The sequence below is a fragment of the Gelidibacter salicanalis genome (assembly GCF_016469035.1).
Taxonomy (GTDB): domain Bacteria; phylum Bacteroidota; class Bacteroidia; order Flavobacteriales; family Flavobacteriaceae; genus Gelidibacter; species Gelidibacter salicanalis_A.
This window is the reverse complement of record NZ_JAEHJZ010000007.1, coordinates 127,477-148,881: the sequence shown is the minus strand read 5'-3', so window position 1 is coordinate 148,881 and position 21,405 is coordinate 127,477. Positions and strand designations below refer to the sequence as shown.

Below are 21,405 nucleotides of genomic sequence, written 5' to 3'. Positions count from 1 at the left end.
AAAATGGCTAAATTTGCACAGCTTAAAGGAAAGCCCAAAAAACCGTCCTTATACCATGCAAAAAAGACTAGCTAACATTCTTTTCTCCACCCGGTTAACAGCCATTTTATTTGTTGTTTTTGCCCTAGCAATGGCCATCGGAACCTTTTTAGACGCCAACGAAGAAACTTCTCCAACACCTTTTACACGACATTTAATTTACAATGCCTGGTGGTTTGAAGCCATTATGGGGATTTTTATGATCAATTTTATCGGCAATATGTTTCGTTACCGTTTACTCCGTTGGAAAAAATGGGCGACTTTAACCTTGCATTTATCCTTTGTCCTAATCATTTTTGGTGCATTTATTACCAGATATATTAGTTATGAAGGCATGATTGCTATAAGAGAGGGTGAAACCGAAAAACAATTCCTGTCTCAAAAAACCTATGTCACTGCTTATATTGATGGCGATTATATGGTAGATGGCATGGCCCAACGCAAGATTATTGAGCGTGAAGTCGATTTTTCATACCGTTTGAACAATAGCTTTAAGGCTGAAACCGACTATAACAACATTCCAGTTACTATAGAACTTGAAAAATATATTAAAGCGGCAGAAACAGATGTCATCCCTGACGAATCTGGAGAATCCTATCTGAAAATAGTTGAAGCGGGAGAAGGGCAACCCCACAATCACTTCTTGAAATCTGGAGAAGTTCAAAATTTACACAACGTCTTAATCGCTTTAGATAAGCCAACACCCGGAGCCATCAATATTATGAGTACCTCTGACGGGTTGACTATTGAATCACCCTATGAGGGCGAATACATGACCATGGCCACCCGCGCTACGGGTATTGTGGTAAAGGACAGTGTACAACCTTTAATTTTGCGGTCGCGTTACCAGATTGGTAATATGTCTATGGTATTCCCGAAACCGGTGATAAAAGGGGTTTTTGACGTGGTTAAAAAATCGGAAATGCTTAAGGGTGATGAAGATGGCGTAGTGATGAAAGTGACTGTTAATGGTGAAACAAAACGTGTCAATGTCTTGGGAGGCCCTTATAAAAACAACCCATTTGAGCAAGTAGAATTTGGAAATATTACAGTGGCTTTAAAATACGGTTCTAAATTGATTGAACTGCCTTTTGAAGTAAAACTTAATGATTTTATAGCCAAGAAGTTTCCAGGAACGGAAAAGAGTTATTCATCCTATGAGAGTAAAGTCACTGTGTTGGATAAGGAACAAGGCGATTTTGATTACCATATCTATATGAATAATATTTTGGACCATAGAGGCTATCGTTTTTTTCAGGCAAGTTTTGATCCAGACGAAAAAGGGACCATACTATCGGTAAACCATGATTTTTGGGGAACTTGGATCACCTACATTGGATACATTTTACTTTATATTGGGTTGATGGCAATTTGGTTTGACAAGAATACGCGTTTTGCCGACTTAAATAGGATGCTGGAAAAAGTTAAAAATCAAAAACGAAAGATGATTACTGTTCTCGTTTTGGCTTTTACCACCTTTGGGTTTTCACAAACGCATTCACCAGATGACGGTCATGACCATGGGCGTCCATCAAAAGCGCAAATTGATTCGGTATTAAGGGCTAATATTACTCCTAAAGAGCATGCTGATAAATTTGCACATCTGGTTGTACAGGATTATAGCGGACGTATGATGCCAATGGATACGTATGCTTCAGAGATTTTAAGAAAACTCAGCAAGCATGATTCCTATGAAGAATTTGATGCCAACCAGATCATGCTTTCCATTCAAGAAAGTCCACTGTTATGGTATAATGTTCCAATTATTTACTTAGCACCTAAAAAAGCAGACACTATTAGAAGCATTATTGGGGCGCCAATGGATAAAAAATACGTGGCTTTTATTGATTTCTTTACAGAAGATGGGACGTATAAATTGGAACCTTATCTTAATGAAGCTTACAGAGCCCAGATTCCAAATGGGTCTCAAAAAGAATTTAAAGAAGCAGATCAGCGGGTCAATTTATTGCACAATGCCCTAGAAGGTCGTGCCATGAAAATTTTCCCAGTGCCTAATGACGATAACAATAAATGGATTTCATCCAAAGAATTTAGGGAAGGGAATTATAGAGAAAAGATAGAAGATTCTCTTTTGGCTAATTTCATGAACAATGGCTTCAGTGCCTATTTATTGACACTTAATAAAGCGAAGCAGGATGGCGATTTTTCGAGAGCAGATGATGTACTGAACGGCATTAAAAAGACCCAAGAAAAATATGGGAGTGAAGTCATGCTTTCTGATCAGAAGGTGACCACTGAAATTGCGTATAACAAATATGATGTTTTTAAAAACCTGTTCAGTTGGTATATGTATGCCGGAACTTTGATGTTCATATTATTGATCATTCAAATATTTAATGGTAATAATAAATTTATCAATTGGGGTGTCAAAGTATTTGTGTTTATCATCTTAGGGTTGTTTTTATTGCATACCGCAGGGCTTGGTGTCCGTTGGTATCTTTCAGGACATGCGCCTTGGAGTGATGCTTATGAATCTATGATTTATGTGGCGTGGGCCACCATGTTCTTTGGATTGGCCTTTGGTAGAAAAAGTGACTTAACTATTGCCGCAACTGCGTTTGTGACGGCCATTATTTTGATGGTAGCCCATTGGAATTGGATGGACCCTGCAATTTCAACGCTACAGCCGGTTTTAGATAGCTATTGGTTAATGATACACGTGGCGGTAATTGTGATGAGTTACGGACCTTTCGCGCTTGGTATGATTCTAGGTACGGTGGTCTTGATATTGATGATTTGCACCACTGAGAAGAATAGAAGTAAAATGTTGCTCAGCATTAAAGAGCTCACTATTATTAATGAAATGGCACTCACCACAGGTTTGGTGTTATTAACCATCGGTAACTTCTTAGGAGGGATGTGGGCCAATGAAAGCTGGGGGCGTTATTGGGGTTGGGATCCTAAGGAAACTTGGGCACTGATCAGTATTATGGTATACGCCTTTGTAATCCATATGAGATTGGTTCCTGGACTTCGTGGTCGCTTCGGTTTTAACCTGGCGTCTATTATTGCATTTGCGAGTATTATGATGACCTATTTTGGGGTGAATTTCTATCTTTCAGGTCTACATGCTTATGCAAGTGGAGATCAAATTGTGAGCCTGAAATTTATAGCTATTACCGTTGGTATAGTAGCCGTATTGGCCATATTTGCTTACAGAAAGTACGCTATATATTATAAAAAATAAGAACTGAATACGATTATAATATGAGGCAGCCATAAACATTTTTTGTTTGTGGCTGTTCCAATTTTAATCATGAAAAAGAGTAAAATTGTTTAAAGTATAAATATTAAACCACATGAAATTTCTTAAAGAATTTAAAGAATTTGCCGTTAAAGGGAATATGATGGACATGGCCATTGGGATCATTATTGGCGCGTCTTTCAATAAAGTTATTGATGTCTTGGTGAAAAAGGTGCTGATGCCGCCCTTATCTCTAATGACTGATGGATTAAAATTTCAGGACAGGCGTTTTATTTTAAGAGATAAAACGACCGATGCCGCTGGACAGTTAATTTCTGATGAAGTGGCCATAGGGTATGGAGAGCTTTTTGAGACTTTTCTGGATTTTATGATTATTGGATTTACTGTTTTTATCCTTGTCAGATTTTTAAATAGTCTTAAAAATAAAGCTCAAGATCCTAAAGATAAAACTGTAAAAACCCCAAAGGATATCGAATTGCTTTCCCAGCTAAAAGAATTGATGGAAGAACAAAACAAATTGTTGGCACAACAGAAGGAGACTAGGTAAAAAAATTATTTTTGAGCCAGCTCTGTGTTAAGATGGGCTGAAATAATAGGATAGCCAATAGCTTTAAAATTAGTAACAACCAAATCGGCCAATTCATAATCCTGATCATGAGAATGTAGACTGTCATAGCCCACGCAAAAGATTCCTGCGTCTTTTGCTGCTCTAATTCCGTTTGTAGAGTCTTCAATCACGATGCATTCGTGACGCTTATGACCAGAGGCCAATGCTGCCTTTTCGAAAATCTCAGGATGAGGCTTGGAAGCTTTTAAATCGGCCCCACTCAATTTATCCACAAAATAGGGGTTTAAATCAAAGCGTTTAAAGATATTGTTGATATTATCCATAGAGGCAGAAGACGCCAAAACTAAGGTCAATCCGTTGTCATAATAATCTTTAATTAAGTCCAACACGCCTGGCAAAAGATCTAATTCGTCATCATTCTCAAATAAATATTTAAAATGATCTCGCTTAAGACCTATTAACGTTTGCGCACCCAATGACAATTTAAAATGGTCAACTAATATTTCGCAAATAGCTCTTGTGGATTGCCCCGTAAAGGACGTATATAAGGCTTCTGAAACGTTGATATTGACATCCTCAAACATGAGGTGATAGGCTTTGCGATGTAGAGGTTCAGTGTTTACGATAACACCATCCATATCAAATAATACGGCTTTCAGCATGTGGAGAGTAATTTATTAATAGCACTACGAATATAAGAGAAATGGACTTCAATCCCTAAAAATGATGTGAAGTTTTGATTATTTATGACATGGGGCTAAATTTTTGGAGATGAGCCATAATGTATTAAGAAGGACTTAATTGTTATTTATTTGAAAAACCAATGTTTTATGGGATGCATGTGTAACCATTTATTTGTAATTTTAAGCTTTACTAAATGTCAGAACTTATGTTAAAATCAAAATACGGATTAAATACTATTTGCACGCATGTTGGCGAAATTAAGGATGAACAGTTTAAAGGCGCAGTGTCTCCAATTTATATGTCTACATCTTATGAGTTTGAAGATGTGGATGTTAAACGCTATCCACGTTATTTCAATACCCCCAATCAAGAATTTACCTCTAAAAAAATCGCTGCTCTAGAGCATGCCGAAGCGGGTATGATTTTTGGAAGTGGAATGGCCGCCATTAGTACGGTTTTTTTGGCTTTTTTAAAGCAGGGCGATCATATAGTTGTTCAAAATACGCTTTATGGCGGCACCAGTAATTTTATTAGAGAAGAGTTTCCTAAATACGGTATCGATTTCACCTTTACTGACGGGTATGAAGTTTCAGACTTTGAAGCAGCGCTCCGTCCAAACACCAAAGTCATCCATATTGAAACACCATCTAATCCGCTATTGACGATTACGGATATTAAAGGGGTGGCTGATCTGGCGAAATCTAAAAACCTAATCACCACAATCGACAATACCTTTGCCAGCCCTGTAAATCAAAATCCAATAGATTTTGGGATAGATATTGTCATGCATTCTGCTACAAAATATTTGGGCGGACATTCTGATATTTTAGCGGGAGCGGTTGCGTGTAGTGATGCGCATATGAAGATCATCTGGAACGTTGCCAAAAACTTGGGTGGCAGTTTGAGTGACATGACCGTTTGGATGTTGGAGCGCAGTATGAAAACCTTGGCTTTACGTGTTAAGGCCCAAAACAAGAATGCTAAAAAGCTGGCAAAATTTTTAGAGACTCATGACGATGTCAAACATGTTTTTTATCCAGGGCTTAAAACGCATCCACAATATGCCTTGGCAAAATCGCAAATGAAAGGTTTTGGAGGCATGATGTCTTTTGAATTGGCTGACGGTTTAGATGCTTTGGTATTTCAAAAGGAATTGAAGTTGATCAAATCATCAATGAGTTTGGCAGGTGTTGAAAGTACAGTGCTGTCTCCGCATAAAACATCGCATTCATTGTTAACACAAGAAGAGCGTGATGCTATTGGAGTGAGTGATAATTTGATCCGTTTTTCAGTAGGTATTGAATCAAAAAATGATTTGATAGCTGATATTGAACAAGCCATCACCAAGGTCAAAAATACCAAACAATTAGCTTAGAATTAAAGTTGAAACATTACAAAAAATAGAACCCCACAAATTTGCACAAAAACTCTCTCCATAACAAGAAATACGATTTTGAATTACTCATCAAAAACCTTGAGGTCCTAAAACCTTATGTGTTTATAAATGATTATCAAACCAAAACCATAGATTTTTCAAACCCTGAGGCTGTAAAAGCATTAAATACGGCATTGTTAGCCACTCACTATAATATTAAATTTTGGGAGTTTCCAGACGAAAATTTATGTCCACCCATCCCCAGTCGGGCAGATTATATGCACCATTTGGCTGATGTTTTAAGGCGAAGTGGTTTAGAAACCAACGTTAATGTGTTGGATGTAGGAACGGGCGCAACCTGTATCTATGCTCTATTAGGGAATGCTATTTATCATTGGAATTTTGTGGGTACTGATATTGATAAAAAATCCCTTGAGATTGCCCAGAAAATAATCGATAAGAATAATCTAGAGGCTGCTATTGAGTTGCGATTGCAGAATGACTACCAACATATTTTAAAAGGAATTATCAAACCTACCGATAAATTTACTGCTGCGGTTTGCAATCCGCCGTTTTTTAAAAGTCAAGCAGATGCTTTTGAAGCCACCAAAACCAAACTGAAAGGTTTGGGCAAGGAAGGAGACAAAGTAGTGCGGAACTTCAGTGGCACGCCAACAGAGTTGTGTTATGCCGGCGGAGAGAAAGCCTTTTTGCACACCTATTTATACGAAAGTTCACAATATAAACAACAGTGTTTTTGGTATACAAGTTTGGTATCTAACGTCAACCACGTCGAATCGATGAGAGCATCCTTAAAAAAATTGGGCGCTACAGAGTTTCAGGTGGTGGATATGATTCAGGGTAACAAAGTGAGTAGGATAGTGGCTTGGAGTTTTTTAAGCGCACAAGAACAAAACGATTGGCATAAAAATTAAACATATGAAATTAGACATATTAGCAATTGGAGCGCACCCTGACGATGTGGAGTTGGGATGTGGTGCAACTATTGCCAAAGAAATCCATAATGGTAAAAAAGTGGGCATCATTGATCTTACACGAGGTGAGCTGGGCACGCGAGGAACAGCGGAGACTCGAAAATCAGAGGCTGAAGAAGGTGCCAAGATTTTGGGTGTTGCTGTTAGAGAAAATATGGGATTTGCCGATGGCTTTTTTATCAACGACAAAGATCACCAACTGCAACTTATCAAAATGATTAGAAAGTATCAACCTGAAATAGTTTTGTGCAATGCTATTGAGGACCGGCATATTGACCATGGCAAAGGCAGTCAGTTGGTAAGTGATGCTTGTTTTTTAAGCGGCCTGATGAAAATAGAAACGGAATTGGATGGCAGCATTCAATCGCAGTGGCGTCCAAAATTTGTGTATCATTATATCCAATGGAAAACTATTGAACCAGATGTAGTGGTAGATGTTTCCGGATTTATAGACAAAAAGATTGAAGCTGTACATGCCTATAAAACGCAATTCTTTGACCCTGAGAGCAAAGCACCACAAACGCCAATTAGCAGTAAAAACTTTACTGATAGCATTGATTACAGAGCTAGAGATTTAGGCCGATTGATAGGAACAGAACACGCTGAGGGGTTTACGGTGGAGCGTTACCCGGCCGTAAAAAGTTTATTCGATTTAGTGTAATTTTTTTTCAAAAAGACTTTGTAAACATTAGTAAATAATATACATTTGCACCTTCCTACCGGTATAGGTGGGAACGCATCTCAAGATGCGGCTACATGGTGGTTGTAGCTCAGTTGGTTAGAGCATCGGTTTGTGGTACCGAGGGTCGCCGGTTCGAGCCCGGTCTTCCACCCAAAACACAAGCCTTCAAAGTTATTTGAAGGCTTTTTTTGTATCAAATGTTTAATAAAAAATACAGGGCGAGAAGCCTGTGCTGAGCGTAGTCGAAGTGAGTGAGCCCGGTCTTCCACCCAGGATATAAGCCTTCAAAGCAATTTGGGGGCTTTTTTTGTATCCAATGTTTTATAAAAAATATAGGGCGAGAAGCCTGGGATCAAGAACAATTGTTGTGTTTATGGGATCAAGTCAAAAAGTTGTGGGATTTCTACGCCCTGTCATCCCATTGCAATTTGTCATTCCGACATTAGGAGGAATCCCATGACCGTGGAGGCTCTATGGTACAAAGATGATGTGATGTCTCATTACATTCGACATAACTAAAATGTTGAATGCCATTCCCTATCGACTTTATGGTTTTGTCATTCCGACGTCAGGAGGAATCCCATGATCATGGGTACTTTATGGTACAAAGATGATGTGATGTCTCATTACATTCGACATGACAAAAATGGGATCAAGTCAAAAAGTTGTAGGATTTCTACGCCCTGTCATCCCATTGCAATTTGTCATTCCGACGTCAGGAGGAATCCCATGATCGTGGGTACTTTATGGGACAAAGATGATGTGATATCTCATTACATTCGACATGACAAAAATGGGATCAAGTCAAAAAGTTGTGGGATTTCTACGCCCTGTCATCCCATTGCAATTTGTCATTCCGACGTTAGGAGGAATCCCATGACCGTGGAGGCTCTATGCTACAAAGATGTTGTGATGTCTCATTACATTCGACATAACTAAAATGTTGAATGCCATTCCCTATCGACTTTGTGGTTTTGTCATTCCGAGATCGTGGGTGCTCTATGGGACAAAGATGATTTGATATCTCATTACATTCGACATGACAAAAATGTTGAATGCCATTCCCTATCGACTTTATGGTTTTGTCATTCCGACGTTAGGAGGAATCCCATGACCGTGGGTACTCTATGGTACAAAGATGATGTGATATCTCATTACATTCGACATGACAAAAATGGGATCAAGTCAAAAAGTTGTGGGATTTCTACGCCCTGTCATCCCATTGCAATTTGTCATTCCGACGTCAGGAGGAATCCCATGATCGTGGGTACTTTATGGGACAAAGATGATGTGATGTCTCATTACATTCGACATGACAAAAATGGGATCAAGTCAAAAAGTTGCGGGATTTCTACGCCCTGTCATCCCATTGCAATTTGTCATTCCGACATTAGTAGGAATCCAATGATCGTGGGTACTTTATGGTACAAAGATGATGTGATGTCTCATTACATTCGACATGACAAAAATGGGATCAAGTCAAAAAGTTGTGGGATTTCTACGCCCTGTCATCCCATTGCAATTTGTTATTCCGACATTAGTAGGAATCCCATGATCGTGGAGGCTATATGGTACAAAGATGATGTGATGTCTCATTACATTCGACATAACTAAAATGTTGAATGCCATTCCCTATCGACTTTGTGGTTTTGTCATTCCGAGATCGTGGGTGCTCTATGGTACAAAGATGATGTGATATCTCATTACATTCGACATGACAAAAATGTTAATTAAAACAAATCATTCAACACCTTAGCCAGTCGGATGCCCGCAATTTGCATTTGCGTACGTGCTGTATCTAGATATTTATAAGAATACCCATAACTTAAATTTTCACCCACTTCAATAGAATTATAAATTTCTTTTGTAAGGTGTTGTGTTTCATTTACCCAATCCACAACATCGTCTTTTTGAAGATATTTTACTTGAGCTCTTGATAAATGATCGGCGTTTTCTGACAACTCACTATAACTCATCCCATAGGATTCAATCATCTGACTGTCCCACACTCTATGAAGGTTAGTGTCTTTATAAAACCATTTTAATTTAATATCATTGCCACCTTTGTCTTCCGCACGTCCTACATGCATTGGTTGGTGTAAGTCGCCAATGAGATGGATCAGCATTTTTAAATGGAATGCCTTGTCGTCATCTGAAGATGAATCATCTGTAATTATGCGTTTACAATAGGCTATTGCTGTAACTAAATCGCCTTCAGGATTTTTTTTTGAAGTTTCATAGGTGTCGTCAAAAGACATATTCACGTAGTGCCAAACATCATAGGCCTTAAAGCGCGGGTCTGCTTTTATATCATCACTATATGTGGATACAAAGGCCAAAGATTGGTTATTTAATAGTTTTTTAAGATGACGTTTGGTTTTATTACTCGTGTAATTATCTGCAATGGCGCCTACAACGCGATGCCCTGTAGCACCCCATTTTTTGGTAGAAAAACTCTGGGTGCTGAATACTAGTGCCACAGTTAATATTAGTAATGAAATTGGTTTCATAAAGTTTTGAGCGTGTTATTTTTTATTGCGTCTGTTGTAATTTTTGTCGCCTCTAGTTTTAGGCTTTTTATATTTCTTTACAATTTCTCGTCTATACGAACCTCCTAAGTTTTCTTTCTGGTTTTTTTCTTTTTTATCATGAAAAGCAGGCCCAGGAGCATCTTCATCACGTCGTTTCAGTGGGTTGTTCCGTTCTTTAAACTGTGGTCGCTCTTCTTCAAGAAGTTCTGTAGACATTTCAACACCTTCTGGAAGTTCTTTTAACGGAATCTCCATCTGCATCAGTTCCTCAATATTATTCACCAATTCCTGTTCAACTTCTGTAGAAAACATTAAGGCTTGACCTTCACGTTCGGCACGTCCTGTACGTCCAATACGGTGCATATAGTTTTCAGGGAAGTTAGGCGTGTCAAAATTGATCACATGACTGATATGGTCTATATCGAGTCCACGAGCCATCACATCTGTCGCAATCAGGATGCGGTTACTACCTTCTCTAAATTGTTCAATACTCCTGAGTCGGTAGTTTTGGGTTTTGTTGGAATGAATGACGCAGCTTTCATCGTGAAAGTGTTCCTCCACCTTATCAAACAGCAAATCGGCCATTTTTTTATAAGCCACAAAAATCAGCACCTTGTTATAGGTTTCTTTATCCGCCAATAGATGTTTCAATACATTCACTTTAGAGTAAAAGTTAGGCACATTATAACGCTCTTGACTGATATTTTCTAAAGGTGTTCCAGAAACGGCAATGGTTACTTTTTGAGGTTTGATAAAAAAATTGGTAATCAATTCATCCACATCATCCGTCATGGTGGCTGAAAACATAATGTTTTGTCTACGCTCCGGAAGAATGTCAAAAATATTAAGCAGTTGATGTCTAAATCCTAAATCGAGCATGACATCTACCTCGTCAATCACCATTTTTTGAATGGATTTCAATTGCAATACATGGCTAACCGCCAAATCGAACAAACGTCCTGGAGTGGCCACTACAATATCCAATCCTTGAGCCACGGCATATTTTTGCGTGTTGATATTCACACCCCCATACACACCAAGCACCCGCACATTGATGTATTTGGTAAGCTTTTCAATTTCATCCACCACCTGAACCACCAGCTCTCGGGTTGGTACCATAATAAGTACTCTAGGGTTTTCTTGTGTGGAAAACGGCAGATTTTTAAGAATTGGCAACATATAGGCATATGTTTTACCTGTACCTGTTTGCGCAATGCCCACCATGTCTTTACCTGAAGCCACCACATTAAAGGCTTGTTCCTGAATTGGTGTAGGCGTAGTGAACCCTAAATCGTCCAGGGCGTTGTATAATGGGGTGTTTAAGTTCAGGTTTTTAAAGCTCAAGGTGTCTGGTTTTATGTGTTTAAGATGTTGTAAAAAGTCAATGGTATACTGTTAAAAATAATTTGCTCCTTACAAGCGGCAAAGTTAAAGCTAATAATCAACTTATGCTAAATGCGCTTTATGTATTTCAATGGTGTATGAAGCGCTGTAAGTCTTGTGGTTATCAAGAGCCACAATACCTTCTTTGTCTTGTAAAATTTGATTGCTGTTTTCAGAATCGGCAACCCCTTGCCAAGGTTCTATACACACGAAATTTGCTTTTGATTTTGCCCAAATCCCTAAAAACGGGAAATCTGTAAAGCTTAAAGTTAAAATTTCTCCATGCGTTTTGCTGTTCAAGGTGATTTTATCCGATTTGAGATCTTTAAAAACCAGCGCATCTTGGTCAAAAATATGCTCGTGTAAAGCAATGGACTTTGGTGATTTGAACACCGGTTCCGTTTGTAAATTTAAGAGTCCATTACTCATGTTAATGAGATGGGTCAACGAGTGTTCTGCTTTTTCGAATTCTAGAGAATAATCACTATAAACTTCATTAGGATACAACGGACATTTAAATGCGGGATGTCCACCAACTGAGAAATACATAATTTTTTGGCCTGTATTTTTGACGGTGTAAGTGACCGTAATTTGATTGTCCACTAATTTATAGCTCACTAAATATTCAAAATGGAACGGATAATTTTTGAGTGTTGCTTCAGAAGATGTCAATTTTAATGCAAGATGCTGATCACTCTGGTTTTCCACTGTAAAATTAGGGTTGCGTCTTACAAAACCATGCTTAGGCAACGTGTAGTTCTTATATTCAAAGGTGAACGTATCTTCTTTTAAAGCACCAACAATCGGAAATAAATTGGGTGCGTGTCCTGCCCAAATTTCAGGATTACCATCCCACATAAATTCTAAATGCTTCTGCACTGCAGAAATTTTTTGTAATTCGGCGCCGCTAGGATGAATGGCGAGCTCTAAAAGGGCATTCTTTAGGATAAACATGATCTTTAATTTTTTAACTAAAGTACAAACTTCTTAATAAGTTTGCAGAATGTGATTAACTTTACTTCGCAAAATTGAGCCTTGAGAACACGACACACTTTTACAATAACGAATCCAGATTTTAAAGCACAACTGTTACAGTGGAGCCAGCAATTTGAGGAAGTGGTTTGGTTAGATTCCAATAGTCATCAGCAACACTACAGTACCTACGATACCGTGTTGGCGGTAGATGCATTTACCTGTATTTCTACAGATTGCCAACAGGCTTTTGATCAGTTGCAAGAGTACCAGACCATCACTAAGGATTGGATTTTTGGTTACTTTACCTACGATCTCAAAAACGATATTGAACACCTCAAATCTGAACATGTTGACGGTTTAGACTTTCCGGAACTGTTCTTTTTTCAACCCAAAAAACTTTTTTTAATCACAGGTGATGTTGTTGAAATGCAGTACCTAAAGATGGTCGATGATGAATTGGAATCAGATCTAAAAGACATTGCTGCCTATAAACTGGACCAAGAAGGAACACCATTAACACCTGTCAATATTCAGATGCGGTTGACTAAGGAACAGTATCTTGAGAAAGTCAATACTATGTTGGCACATATTCATAGAGGGGATATTTATGAAGCCAATTTTTGTCACGAATTTTATGCTGAAAAAACCGAAATTGATCCGTTGGAAACTTATATAAAACTCAACACCATTTCAAAAGCGCCCTTTGCTGCGTATTTTAAGAATCATCAACACTATGTGTTGTGTGCCTCTCCGGAACGGTATCTGACAAAAATAAATCAAAAAGTGATTTCGCAGCCCATAAAAGGGACCGCTACGCGTTCTACCGATACACTCATCGATGAAAACTTGAAAAACGAGCTCCAAAACAATCCAAAGGAGCGTAGTGAAAACATCATGATTGTTGATTTGGTGCGTAACGATTTAGCTCATACCGCTAAAAAAGGAAGCGTCACCGTTGAAGAATTGTGTGCCGTTTATACGTTTGAACAAGTGCATCAGATGATATCGACCATAACTTCGGAAGTTGATGCGAACATCCCCCCAGTCCAGATTGTGAAAACCACGTTTCCTATGGGGAGCATGACCGGAGCGCCTAAAATTTCAGCGATGCAAATTATTGAAAATCTTGAAGCAACCAAGCGCGGGCTTTATTCTGGAAGCATCGGTTATTTTACTCCTGCAGGTGATTTTGATTTTAATGTGATCATCAGAAGTATCCTCTATAATGCAGAGAATAGATATGTATCCTATTCAGTAGGTAGCGCGATTACTTCAAAAAGCGATCCTCTAAAAGAGTTTGAAGAATGCCTGATTAAGGCAAAAGCGATGAAGGAAGTGCTTGAAAATTAATTATATTTAGAGCCAGACGCGGTAGGGAAAATGCGAAGCGTTGCCATTCTAATTTTTAATGTTTTAACAAAAAAAGACATGCGAGACACTTTTAAGAAACACTTGGAGAGTAATTTGAATATGCTTCAGGACAGCCGCTTATTGCTGGCCATTTCTGGTGGTTTGGATAGTGTGGTCTTGGCGCATTTATGCCATCAATTAAACTTAAAAGTTTCGTTGGCGCATTGTAATTTCAATTTGAGAGCAGCGGAGAGTGATGCTGACGAAGATTTTGTGTTACAGTTGGCTGATGATTTGGATATGGAAGTGTTTATAGAGAGTTTTGAAACGGAAAACTACGCTAAAGAGGAGGGACTGTCCATACAAATGGCTGCTCGCGAATTGCGTTATACATGGTTTCAGGAACTCGCAGAGCAATTGAAATTCGACTATATCCTTACGGCACATCATGCGGATGATAATCTTGAAACGTTTTTAATAAACTTAACCAGGGGGACTGGTTTGGAAGGCTTAACCGGAATTCCTGAAGTAACGGGTAAAATTGTAAGGCCGTTATTGCCTTTTTCTAGAGAAGCGTTAAAAGTGTATGCCATTGACCAAAACATCGCGTGGCAGGAAGACAGTAGTAATGCGTCTACCAAGTACTTGAGGAATAAATTGCGCCATGATATCATTCCGATATTAAAACAGATGAATTCGCAATTGCTTCAGAATTTTCAAACCACCATCTCAAATTTACAGGACAGTCAAGATCTTATTGACGATAGTGTGGTGAGAATCCAGAAAAAATTGACCACCGCTGAGGATGATCAAATTAAGCTGGATGTTCTTAAATTAAAACAGCTGTCCAATCCGAAGGCGTATCTTTACCAACTTTTAAAGGATTTTAATTTTACGGCGTGGAATGACGTTGTGAATTTATTGGATGCCCAATCTGGGAAACAGGTATTTTCTTCAACCCATAGATTGTTAAAAGACCGCGAGTTTTTATTGCTGAGTGAAATTGCTTCTGAAACTGATCAAGCCCCTATTGCCATTCAAAAATCCGATCAAGAAGTAGTCGTACCTTTTGGAACCTTGCGTTTTGAACACGTTACTGCAATTATGGATACAGGAAACACCACAATATATGTTGATGCTGAAAAACTGGTTTTCCCATTGATCTTAAGAAAATGGCAGGAAGGTGATGTGTTTTATCCTCTGGGAATGAAAGGGAAGAAGAAGAAGTTGAGCAAATATTTTAAGGATGAAAAATTATCCTTAATTGAAAAAGAACACATATGGATTCTGGTTTCCGATGATGAAGTGGTTTGGGTGGTAGGGAAACGTGCAGATGATCGATTTAAAGTAACCGAGAATACCACTAAAATTTTAAAAATAGACCTACAGTAAATGAAGTTACAAGGACAAATAGTCGACATCCAAAATAAACGAATTTTTAAAGGCGAAGTCTCCATCAAAAATGGAAAGATTTCAAACATTGCCGAAAAGGGGCATGATGTTGAACATTACATTATGCCAGGTTTTGTGGATGCGCATATTCATATTGAAAGTTCGATGTTGGTGCCGAGTGAATTTGCCCGTTTGGCAGTAACGCACGGTACGGTAGCCACTGTTTCAGATCCGCATGAAATTGCGAATGTACTCGGCGTAGCAGGTGTTGAGTTTATGATTGAGAATGGTAAAAAAGTCCCATTCAAATTTAATTTTGGAGCGCCTTCTTGCGTTCCCGCTACAGATTTTGAATCGGCAGGCGCCATTATCAATGCTGATGGCATCAAAAAACTTCTTGAAAATCCGGACATCAAATATTTGGCGGAGATGATGAATTATCCCGGTGTTTTGTTCGATGATCCTGAAGTGATGAAAAAAATCGCTTGGGCAAAACAGTATAATAAACCTGTAGATGGCCATGCGCCAGGTGTTGTGGGTGATGCTATTACGAAATATATCAATGCGGGAATTACTACAGATCATGAATGTTTTACTTATGAGGAAGCCCTGGAAAAGCTTCAAAAGGGCATGAAAATATTAATCAGAGAAGGAAGTGCCGCCAAAAATTTTGAGGCTCTTATCGATTTATTGCCTGAGCATTTTGAAAACATGATGTTTTGCAGTGATGATAAGCATCCTGACGATTTAGTAGTGCATCATATCAACAATCTGTGTGCAAGAGCGGTTGCAAAAGGGATGGACATTTTTAAGGTTTTACAGGTGGCATGCCTCAATCCTATAAAACATTATGGATTGGATGTTGGTGCTTTAAAAGTTGGAGACGCGGCAGATATGATTGTCGTCCAAGATTTAAAGGTATTTAAAACCTTACAGACCTATATTGATGGGGCGTTGGTTTTTGATCAAGGCAAATCGTTGATTAAAAAAGTGGACTTTAAAAATCTTAATAATTTCAATACGTCTAAAAAGAATGTCAGCGATTTTAGATTTCCATCTACATCTAAGCACATTCGTGTAATTGAAGCTTTGGAAGGGCAATTGGTCACTAAGGAACTTGTTGATGAAAGTTTGATTGAAAATGGGAACCTCGTTTCTAATGTAAAAACGGATATTTTAAAAATGACCGTTGTAAATCGGTATCAAGATCAGCCGCCAGCCATCGCTTTTATAAAGAATTTCGGATTGAAACAAGGTGCTATTGCCAGTTCTGTTGGTCATGATTCACACAATATTATTGCCGTTGGTGTTTCAGATGAAATGATCTGTAAAGCGGTCAATGTATTGATTGAAACCAAAGGCGGTATTTGTGCTGTGTCTGATGCTGAAGAACAACTTTTATCATTACCGGTAGCCGGAATCATGAGCGATCGAGATGGAGAAACCGTGGGAAAAGATTATGCCGATTTAGACAGAATGGCCAAAGCATTGGGAAGTACGTTGAATGCCCCGTACATGACCTTATCGTTTATGGCACTTTTAGTCATTCCGGCATTGAAACTCAGCGATAAAGGCCTCTTCAACGGAAAAGAGTTTAAATTTACGAGCTTAACCGTTGAATAATGTTTTTTATAATTTTGCTCTATATTTCTCAATCAACAATCTAAACAATACTTATAAATGCCCGTTATAGAATCCACATTTAAAGCCCCTTTTTTATTCCGAAAAGGGTTTATTGCCACAGTTTATTCGGGATTATTTAGAACAGTCGATTTAGATCAAACACGCGATCGTTTGGAATTGGCAGACGGCGATTTTATTGACTTGGATTGGAGCTACGCAGAACAAAAATCAGAGAAGGTAATCATCTTACTCCACGGATTGGAAGGCAATGGCCAACGTCCTTATCTTACGGGTACGGCAAAACTGTTCAACCAAAATGGCATAGACGCCATCAGTGTCAATTTTAGAGGCTGTAGTGGCGAGCCAAACCGAAAATACTATGCCTACCATTCTGGCGCCACTGAAGATTTGCACGCTATTGTGATGCACGCTATTAACGATAAACACTATGCAGAGATTTATATTTATGGCATCAGCTTGGGGGGTAATTTGGCCTTAAAATACTTAGGGGAACGCGATGTGCCTTCTCAAGTGAAAGCATGTATTGGCATATCGGTACCCTGTAGTTTGCAACATTCGGCTAAGCAGCTGCACAGTTTAAAGAACAGATTATTTCACGACCGGTTTAAAAAGAAATTAGTCAACAGTCTAAAAGAGAAACAAAATAACTTCCCCGAGAAATTATCAGACGAGGTCTTAAATTCTATCAACACCCTAACAGAATTTGATGAAGTGTACACCTCAAAAGCCCACGGATTCAAAAACGCATTAGACTACTATGAACAAAGCAGCTGTTTACAGTTTTTACCCACTATTAAAGTGCCTAGTTTAATCATTAACGCGCTCAACGACTCATTTTTAACCCCCGAATGTTTTCCTGTAAAAGCCGCCAAAAACAATTCTAATCTCTATTTAGAAATGCCAAAACACGGCGGGCATGTAGGATTCGTGCAACGTGGCGGATTTTATTATACCGAGAAACGTGCTTTGGAGTTTGTTAAGGAACATTCAAAGTAATGACCCGCGCAAAGCCACGACGTTAGGATAGATTACATAATAAGATGGTCTAGCAATCTGTCACAAAATTGGAATGATCGCGTCGCGTAAATTAGTGAAATTCGTGTCTGTAAAATATCATCGTTTCAAAGCCTCCGGGAACCCTTCCACCGTCAAATCCCAGAGCAGGGGCAACATAAAATACACAAACAACGTGAGAATGACAATTGAAATAACATTCATCACAATCCCTTTCCTCACCATATCGGGAATTCTTAAATACCCCGAGCCAAAAACCACCGCATTTGGGGGCGTCGCCACGGGGAGCATGAAGGCACAGGAGGCAGCTACTGCCGCTCCAACCATCAAAATAAAAGGATGAATATCAACAATGACGGCCATAGGGGCCAAAACAGGCAACAACATTGCTGTGGTGGCTGTATTGGAGGTGATTTCTGTTAAAAAGTTGATTGCGGCAATCAGCAAGAGAATAAGAATAATTGTCGATAAACCGGCAAATGTCGTCATTTGGTTACCAATCCATACAGCTAATCCGCTAGATTCAAATCCGCTGGCAATAGCCAAACCACCTCCAAATAGTAGAATAACACCCCATGGCAATTTTACGGCATCTTCCCAAGTCATCAGTTTTTGTTTTTTATCTTTTGAAGGAATCAGGAACAGGACAATTGCAAAAATTAGAGCAATGATGGTGTCGTCTAATTTTGGAATTAATTTGTCAAATAAGAGGGAACGGGTAATCCAAAAGAAGGCCGTTGTTCCAAAAACAATGGCCACCAATTTTTCTTCATAACTGATCTTACCGAGTAATTTCAACAATCGTTTGATTTCTGTTTTGCCTCCTGGAAATTCCTTCTGATCAAAATTGAAGGCGTAAGAGGTCAAATATTTCCAACAAATAAAAAGTAGAACCACTGAAATGGGCAATCCAAACATAAACCATTGTAAAAAGGTGATTTCATAATCATAAATATTTGAGACCACCCCAACCAGAATTAAGTTTGGAGGTGTACCAATCAATGTGGCAATTCCGCCAATGGAAGCACTGTAGGCGATGGCCAGCATCAAGGCCTTACCAAATAAATTGGTTTCATTTTCAACTGTATTTGGATTGTCTTTCAGCTGTGTAATAATGGCAATGCCAATAGGTAGCATCATCACTGCCGTGGCGGTATTGGAAATCCACATACTTAAAAAAGCGGTGGCCACCATAAAACCCATGATGATTTTCTTAATATCAGAGCCAATAAAATTGATGATGTTTAAGGCAATGCGTTTGTGTAGGCTCCATTTTTCAATGGCAATGGCGATGATAAATCCGCCGATATATAGAAAAATATACTTATGGCCGAAGGATTCCGTAGTGGTGCCAAGATCCAAGCCGCCAGATAAGGGGAAAAGTACAATAGGCAATAATGCAGTAACCGCAATAGGAATCGCTTCCGTAATCCACCAAATGGACACCCATGCCGTGGAGGCTAAAATGGCTCGTGCCTCTGTGGAAAGGCCTTCTGGTTTGAAAAATAATAGAATTAAGATAAAAGCTAGTGGTCCTAATAGAAAACCGATGCGTTTAATGTTGCTCATAAAATCTGGTTGATGCAACTAAGATATGCTTTTTAGAACTTTGTTTAAAAAAATTAAAAGGATCTTTGCTGATGCATTAAATTCATCATTCTTGGGGTATTCACGCCTTTGTTGGTGTTTTCCACCAACAACCATATTAATTAGTTACGAAGCCGCTGTTGGTGTTTCCACCACCAACTATATTAAAGCGTTGTTGATGTTTTCCGTTTTTGGTATTTTCATTAACGTAATAAACCTATACCATTGTTGGCTTTTTCAACCAACAATTTCTCAATATGGTATCTGTCCTAAAAACATACTATTTTTAAAAATAGTAGTATATTATTTCTATCCCAATTTTCTGTTTTGTATTTAGAAGCTTTCTTCCTACATTTAACCAAATCAATACCTTATGCTCAAAAAAGTTTTCGGAAGTGCCGTTTTTGGTGTGGAGGCCACAACAATAACTGTTGAGGTCAATGTAGATAACGGTGTGGGGTATCATCTTGTTGGACTTCCAGATAATGCGATTAAGGAAAGTAACTTCCGTATTGCAGCAGCCCTTCAAAATAATGGCTATAAAATTCCGGGAAAGAAGATTATTATTAATATGTCGCCCGCCGATTTACGTAAGGAAGGCTCCAGTTATGATCTGACTTTGGCTATTGGGATTTTGGCCGCCACGGGACAAATTCAAGCTGAAAATTTAGAGGATTATCTGATTATGGGCGAATTATCTTTAGATGGTAATTTACAACCTATCAAAGGATCATTGCCAATCGCCATTAAGGCCCAAGAGGAAGGTTACAAAGGATTTATTCTACCCATACAAAACGCAAAAGAAGCGGCTATTGTATCAGATTTGGAAGTGTATGGCGTTGAAAACATTAAACAGGTGATTGAGTTTTTTGACAAAAATGAGCCTATTGAGCGCACGATAATCAATGTGCAAGAAGAATTTTACAAAAACTTAGATTTTCCAGAATTTGATTTTTCTGACGTTAAAGGTCAAGAATCTATCAAGCGATGTATGGAAATTGCGGCGGCAGGCGGACATAATATTATTTTGATCGGACCCCCTGGAGCCGGGAAAACAATGTTGGCAAAACGCTTACCGAGCATTTTACCACCCATGACCATGCGGGAAGCCTTAGAAACGACCAAGATCCATTCCGTAGCTGGGCGCGTCAAGGACAATACAGGATTGATGTCTCAACGGCCGTTTAGAAGCCCACATCATACCATATCAAATGTTGCCTTAGTTGGTGGTGGTAGCTACCCTCAACCTGGAGAAATTTCACTGTCTCATAATGGGGTGTTGTTTTTAGACGAATTACCAGAGTTTAAACGCGATGTTTTGGAAGTGATGCGCCAACCTTTGGAAGACAGAGAGGTCACCATTTCCCGAGCGAAATTTACAGTGACTTATCCATCATCATTTATGTTGGTGGCAAGTATGAATCCAAGTCCGGGTGGGTATTTCAACGATCCCAATGCACCAGTGACCTCGTCTCCTGCTGAAATGCAGCGCTACCTGAGCAAAATTTCAGGTCCGCTTTTAGACCGTATAGACATTCACATTGAAGTAACTCCTGTGCCTTTTGAAAAATTATCCGACGAACGCAAAGGCGAAGCATCTATAGAGATCAGAAAGCGTGTCACCTCAGCTAGAGAGCGCCAAACCGAACGCTTTCAAGACAGCCAAAATGTGCATTACAATGCGCAAATGAATACCAAGCAAATCCGCCAATATTGTATTTTGGATGACGCTTCCAAAAACCTTTTAAAAACAGCCATGGAACGTTTAAATCTTTCTGCCCGAGCTTATGATCGCATTTTAAAAGTCTCAAGAACTATTGCCGATTTAGAAGGCGTAACAGAAGTAAAAGGATCTCATATTAGTGAAGCCATTCAATATAGAAGCTTAGATAGAGATGGTTGGTTGGGTTAATCTTGTTCTTTATCGGACAATAATGATAAAGAATTAAGATCGCTGCGC

15 protein-coding genes and 1 tRNA gene are annotated in these 21,405 nt (G+C 38.9%); 11 read left to right on the top strand and 5 right to left on the bottom strand.

The features are described 5' to 3' along the window. The first annotated feature begins 55 nt into the window (after nt 1-55). The gene (gene ccsA / locus JEM65_RS04850; protein WP_199597645.1) at nt 56-3,247 is read left to right on the top strand and encodes a cytochrome c biogenesis protein CcsA; all 3,192 of its coding nucleotides are present in this window, start codon (nt 56-58) and stop codon (nt 3,245-3,247) included. 112 nt (nt 3,248-3,359) lie between these two features. Beyond that, complete coding sequence (mscL, locus tag JEM65_RS04845) at nt 3,360-3,812, top strand: large conductance mechanosensitive channel protein MscL (protein WP_199597636.1); 453 nt, start codon at nt 3,360-3,362, stop codon at nt 3,810-3,812. Nucleotides 3,813-3,817: 5 nt separating this feature from the next. Here mscL and JEM65_RS04840 read toward each other — a convergent pair whose 3' ends face one another. Then, the gene (locus JEM65_RS04840) at nt 3,818-4,495 is read right to left on the bottom strand and encodes an HAD family hydrolase (protein WP_199597629.1); all 678 of its coding nucleotides are present in this window, start codon (nt 4,493-4,495) and stop codon (nt 3,818-3,820) included. Nucleotides 4,496-4,722: 227 nt separating this feature from the next. Between JEM65_RS04840 and JEM65_RS04835 the strand changes: the two genes are divergently transcribed. From JEM65_RS04835 to JEM65_RS04820, 4 genes are all read left to right on the top strand, one after another. Further along, on the top strand, nt 4,723-5,892 hold the full coding sequence (locus tag JEM65_RS04835) for a trans-sulfuration enzyme family protein (RefSeq protein ID WP_199597772.1): 1,170 nt from the start codon (nt 4,723-4,725) through the stop codon (nt 5,890-5,892). Between the two features lie 41 nt (nt 5,893-5,933). Next, nucleotides 5,934-6,827, top strand: coding sequence for a 23S rRNA (adenine(1618)-N(6))-methyltransferase RlmF (gene rlmF, locus JEM65_RS04830; protein WP_199597627.1), 894 nt, complete (start codon nt 5,934-5,936; stop codon nt 6,825-6,827). A gap of 4 nt (nt 6,828-6,831) precedes the next feature. Next, nucleotides 6,832-7,548: a bacillithiol biosynthesis deacetylase BshB1 gene (gene bshB1 / locus JEM65_RS04825; RefSeq protein ID WP_199597625.1), complete on the top strand. Its 717-nt coding sequence runs from the start codon at nt 6,832-6,834 to the stop codon at nt 7,546-7,548. A 97-nt stretch (nt 7,549-7,645) separates the two neighbouring features. Next, nucleotides 7,646-7,721 (top strand) — tRNA-His (locus JEM65_RS04820). A 1,578-nt stretch (nt 7,722-9,299) separates the two neighbouring features. Here the strand turns inward: JEM65_RS04820 and JEM65_RS04815 are convergent. The 3 genes from JEM65_RS04815 to JEM65_RS04805 all read right to left on the bottom strand — a co-directional run bounded on the left by JEM65_RS04815 (nt 9,300) and on the right by JEM65_RS04805 (nt 12,437). Continuing rightward, nucleotides 9,300-10,079 (bottom strand): S1/P1 nuclease, encoded by a 780-nt coding sequence (locus JEM65_RS04815; RefSeq protein WP_199597618.1) that lies wholly within the window; start codon nt 10,077-10,079, stop codon nt 9,300-9,302. A 15-nt stretch (nt 10,080-10,094) separates the two neighbouring features. Then, complete coding sequence (locus tag JEM65_RS04810; protein WP_199597616.1) at nt 10,095-11,444, bottom strand: DEAD/DEAH box helicase; 1,350 nt, start codon at nt 11,442-11,444, stop codon at nt 10,095-10,097. A gap of 102 nt (nt 11,445-11,546) precedes the next feature. Beyond that, nucleotides 11,547-12,437, bottom strand: a complete 891-nt coding sequence (locus JEM65_RS04805; protein ID WP_199597608.1) for an aldose 1-epimerase family protein — start codon at nt 12,435-12,437, stop codon at nt 11,547-11,549. 81 nt (nt 12,438-12,518) lie between these two features. Between JEM65_RS04805 and JEM65_RS04800 the strand changes: the two genes are divergently transcribed. The 4 genes from JEM65_RS04800 (at nt 12,519) to JEM65_RS04785 (ending at nt 17,840) form a co-directional block, all read left to right on the top strand. Next, nucleotides 12,519-13,808, top strand: a complete 1,290-nt coding sequence (locus JEM65_RS04800) for an anthranilate synthase component I family protein (protein WP_199597606.1) — start codon at nt 12,519-12,521, stop codon at nt 13,806-13,808. A gap of 78 nt (nt 13,809-13,886) precedes the next feature. Next, on the top strand, nt 13,887-15,200 hold the full coding sequence (tilS, locus tag JEM65_RS04795; protein WP_199597604.1) for a tRNA lysidine(34) synthetase TilS: 1,314 nt from the start codon (nt 13,887-13,889) through the stop codon (nt 15,198-15,200). Then, a complete protein-coding gene (gene ade, locus JEM65_RS04790) occupies nt 15,201-16,823 on the top strand; it encodes an adenine deaminase (protein ID WP_199597596.1) in 1,623 nt (540 codons plus the stop codon). It abuts the gene before it with no gap. Between the two features lie 57 nt (nt 16,824-16,880). After that, nucleotides 16,881-17,840, top strand: a complete 960-nt coding sequence (locus JEM65_RS04785) for a YheT family hydrolase (protein ID WP_199597584.1) — start codon at nt 16,881-16,883, stop codon at nt 17,838-17,840. A gap of 117 nt (nt 17,841-17,957) precedes the next feature. Here the strand turns inward: JEM65_RS04785 and JEM65_RS04780 are convergent, their stop codons facing one another. After that, nucleotides 17,958-19,427: an SLC13 family permease gene (locus JEM65_RS04780; RefSeq protein WP_199597578.1), complete on the bottom strand. Its 1,470-nt coding sequence runs from the start codon at nt 19,425-19,427 to the stop codon at nt 17,958-17,960. Between the two features lie 391 nt (nt 19,428-19,818). Between JEM65_RS04780 and JEM65_RS04775 the strand changes: the two genes are divergently transcribed. After that, nucleotides 19,819-21,357: a YifB family Mg chelatase-like AAA ATPase gene (locus JEM65_RS04775; RefSeq protein WP_199597568.1), complete on the top strand. Its 1,539-nt coding sequence runs from the start codon at nt 19,819-19,821 to the stop codon at nt 21,355-21,357. The last annotated feature ends 48 nt before the right edge of the window (nt 21,358-21,405 follow it).

Excerpts from the sequence above, each read along its gene's own strand:
- ccsA (WP_199597645.1), top strand. The coding sequence starts at position 56 with ATGCAAAAAAGACTAGCTAACATTCTTTTCTCCACCCGGTTAACAGCC.
- mscL (WP_199597636.1), top strand. The coding sequence starts at position 3,360 with ATGAAATTTCTTAAAGAATTTAAAGAATTTGCCGTTAAAGGGAATATG.
- JEM65_RS04840 (WP_199597629.1), bottom strand. The coding sequence starts at position 4,495 with ATGCTGAAAGCCGTATTATTTGATATGGATGGTGTTATCGTAAACACT.
- JEM65_RS04835 (WP_199597772.1), top strand. The coding sequence starts at position 4,723 with ATGTTAAAATCAAAATACGGATTAAATACTATTTGCACGCATGTTGGC.
- bshB1 (WP_199597625.1), top strand. The coding sequence starts at position 6,832 with ATGAAATTAGACATATTAGCAATTGGAGCGCACCCTGACGATGTGGAG.
- JEM65_RS04815 (WP_199597618.1), bottom strand. The coding sequence starts at position 10,079 with ATGAAACCAATTTCATTACTAATATTAACTGTGGCACTAGTATTCAGC.
- JEM65_RS04805 (WP_199597608.1), bottom strand. The coding sequence starts at position 12,437 with ATGTTTATCCTAAAGAATGCCCTTTTAGAGCTCGCCATTCATCCTAGC.
- tilS (WP_199597604.1), top strand. The coding sequence starts at position 13,887 with ATGCGAGACACTTTTAAGAAACACTTGGAGAGTAATTTGAATATGCTT.
- ade (WP_199597596.1), top strand. The coding sequence starts at position 15,201 with ATGAAGTTACAAGGACAAATAGTCGACATCCAAAATAAACGAATTTTT.
- JEM65_RS04785 (WP_199597584.1), top strand. The coding sequence starts at position 16,881 with ATGCCCGTTATAGAATCCACATTTAAAGCCCCTTTTTTATTCCGAAAA.
- JEM65_RS04780 (WP_199597578.1), bottom strand. The coding sequence starts at position 19,427 with ATGAGCAACATTAAACGCATCGGTTTTCTATTAGGACCACTAGCTTTT.
- JEM65_RS04775 (WP_199597568.1), top strand. The coding sequence starts at position 19,819 with ATGCTCAAAAAAGTTTTCGGAAGTGCCGTTTTTGGTGTGGAGGCCACA.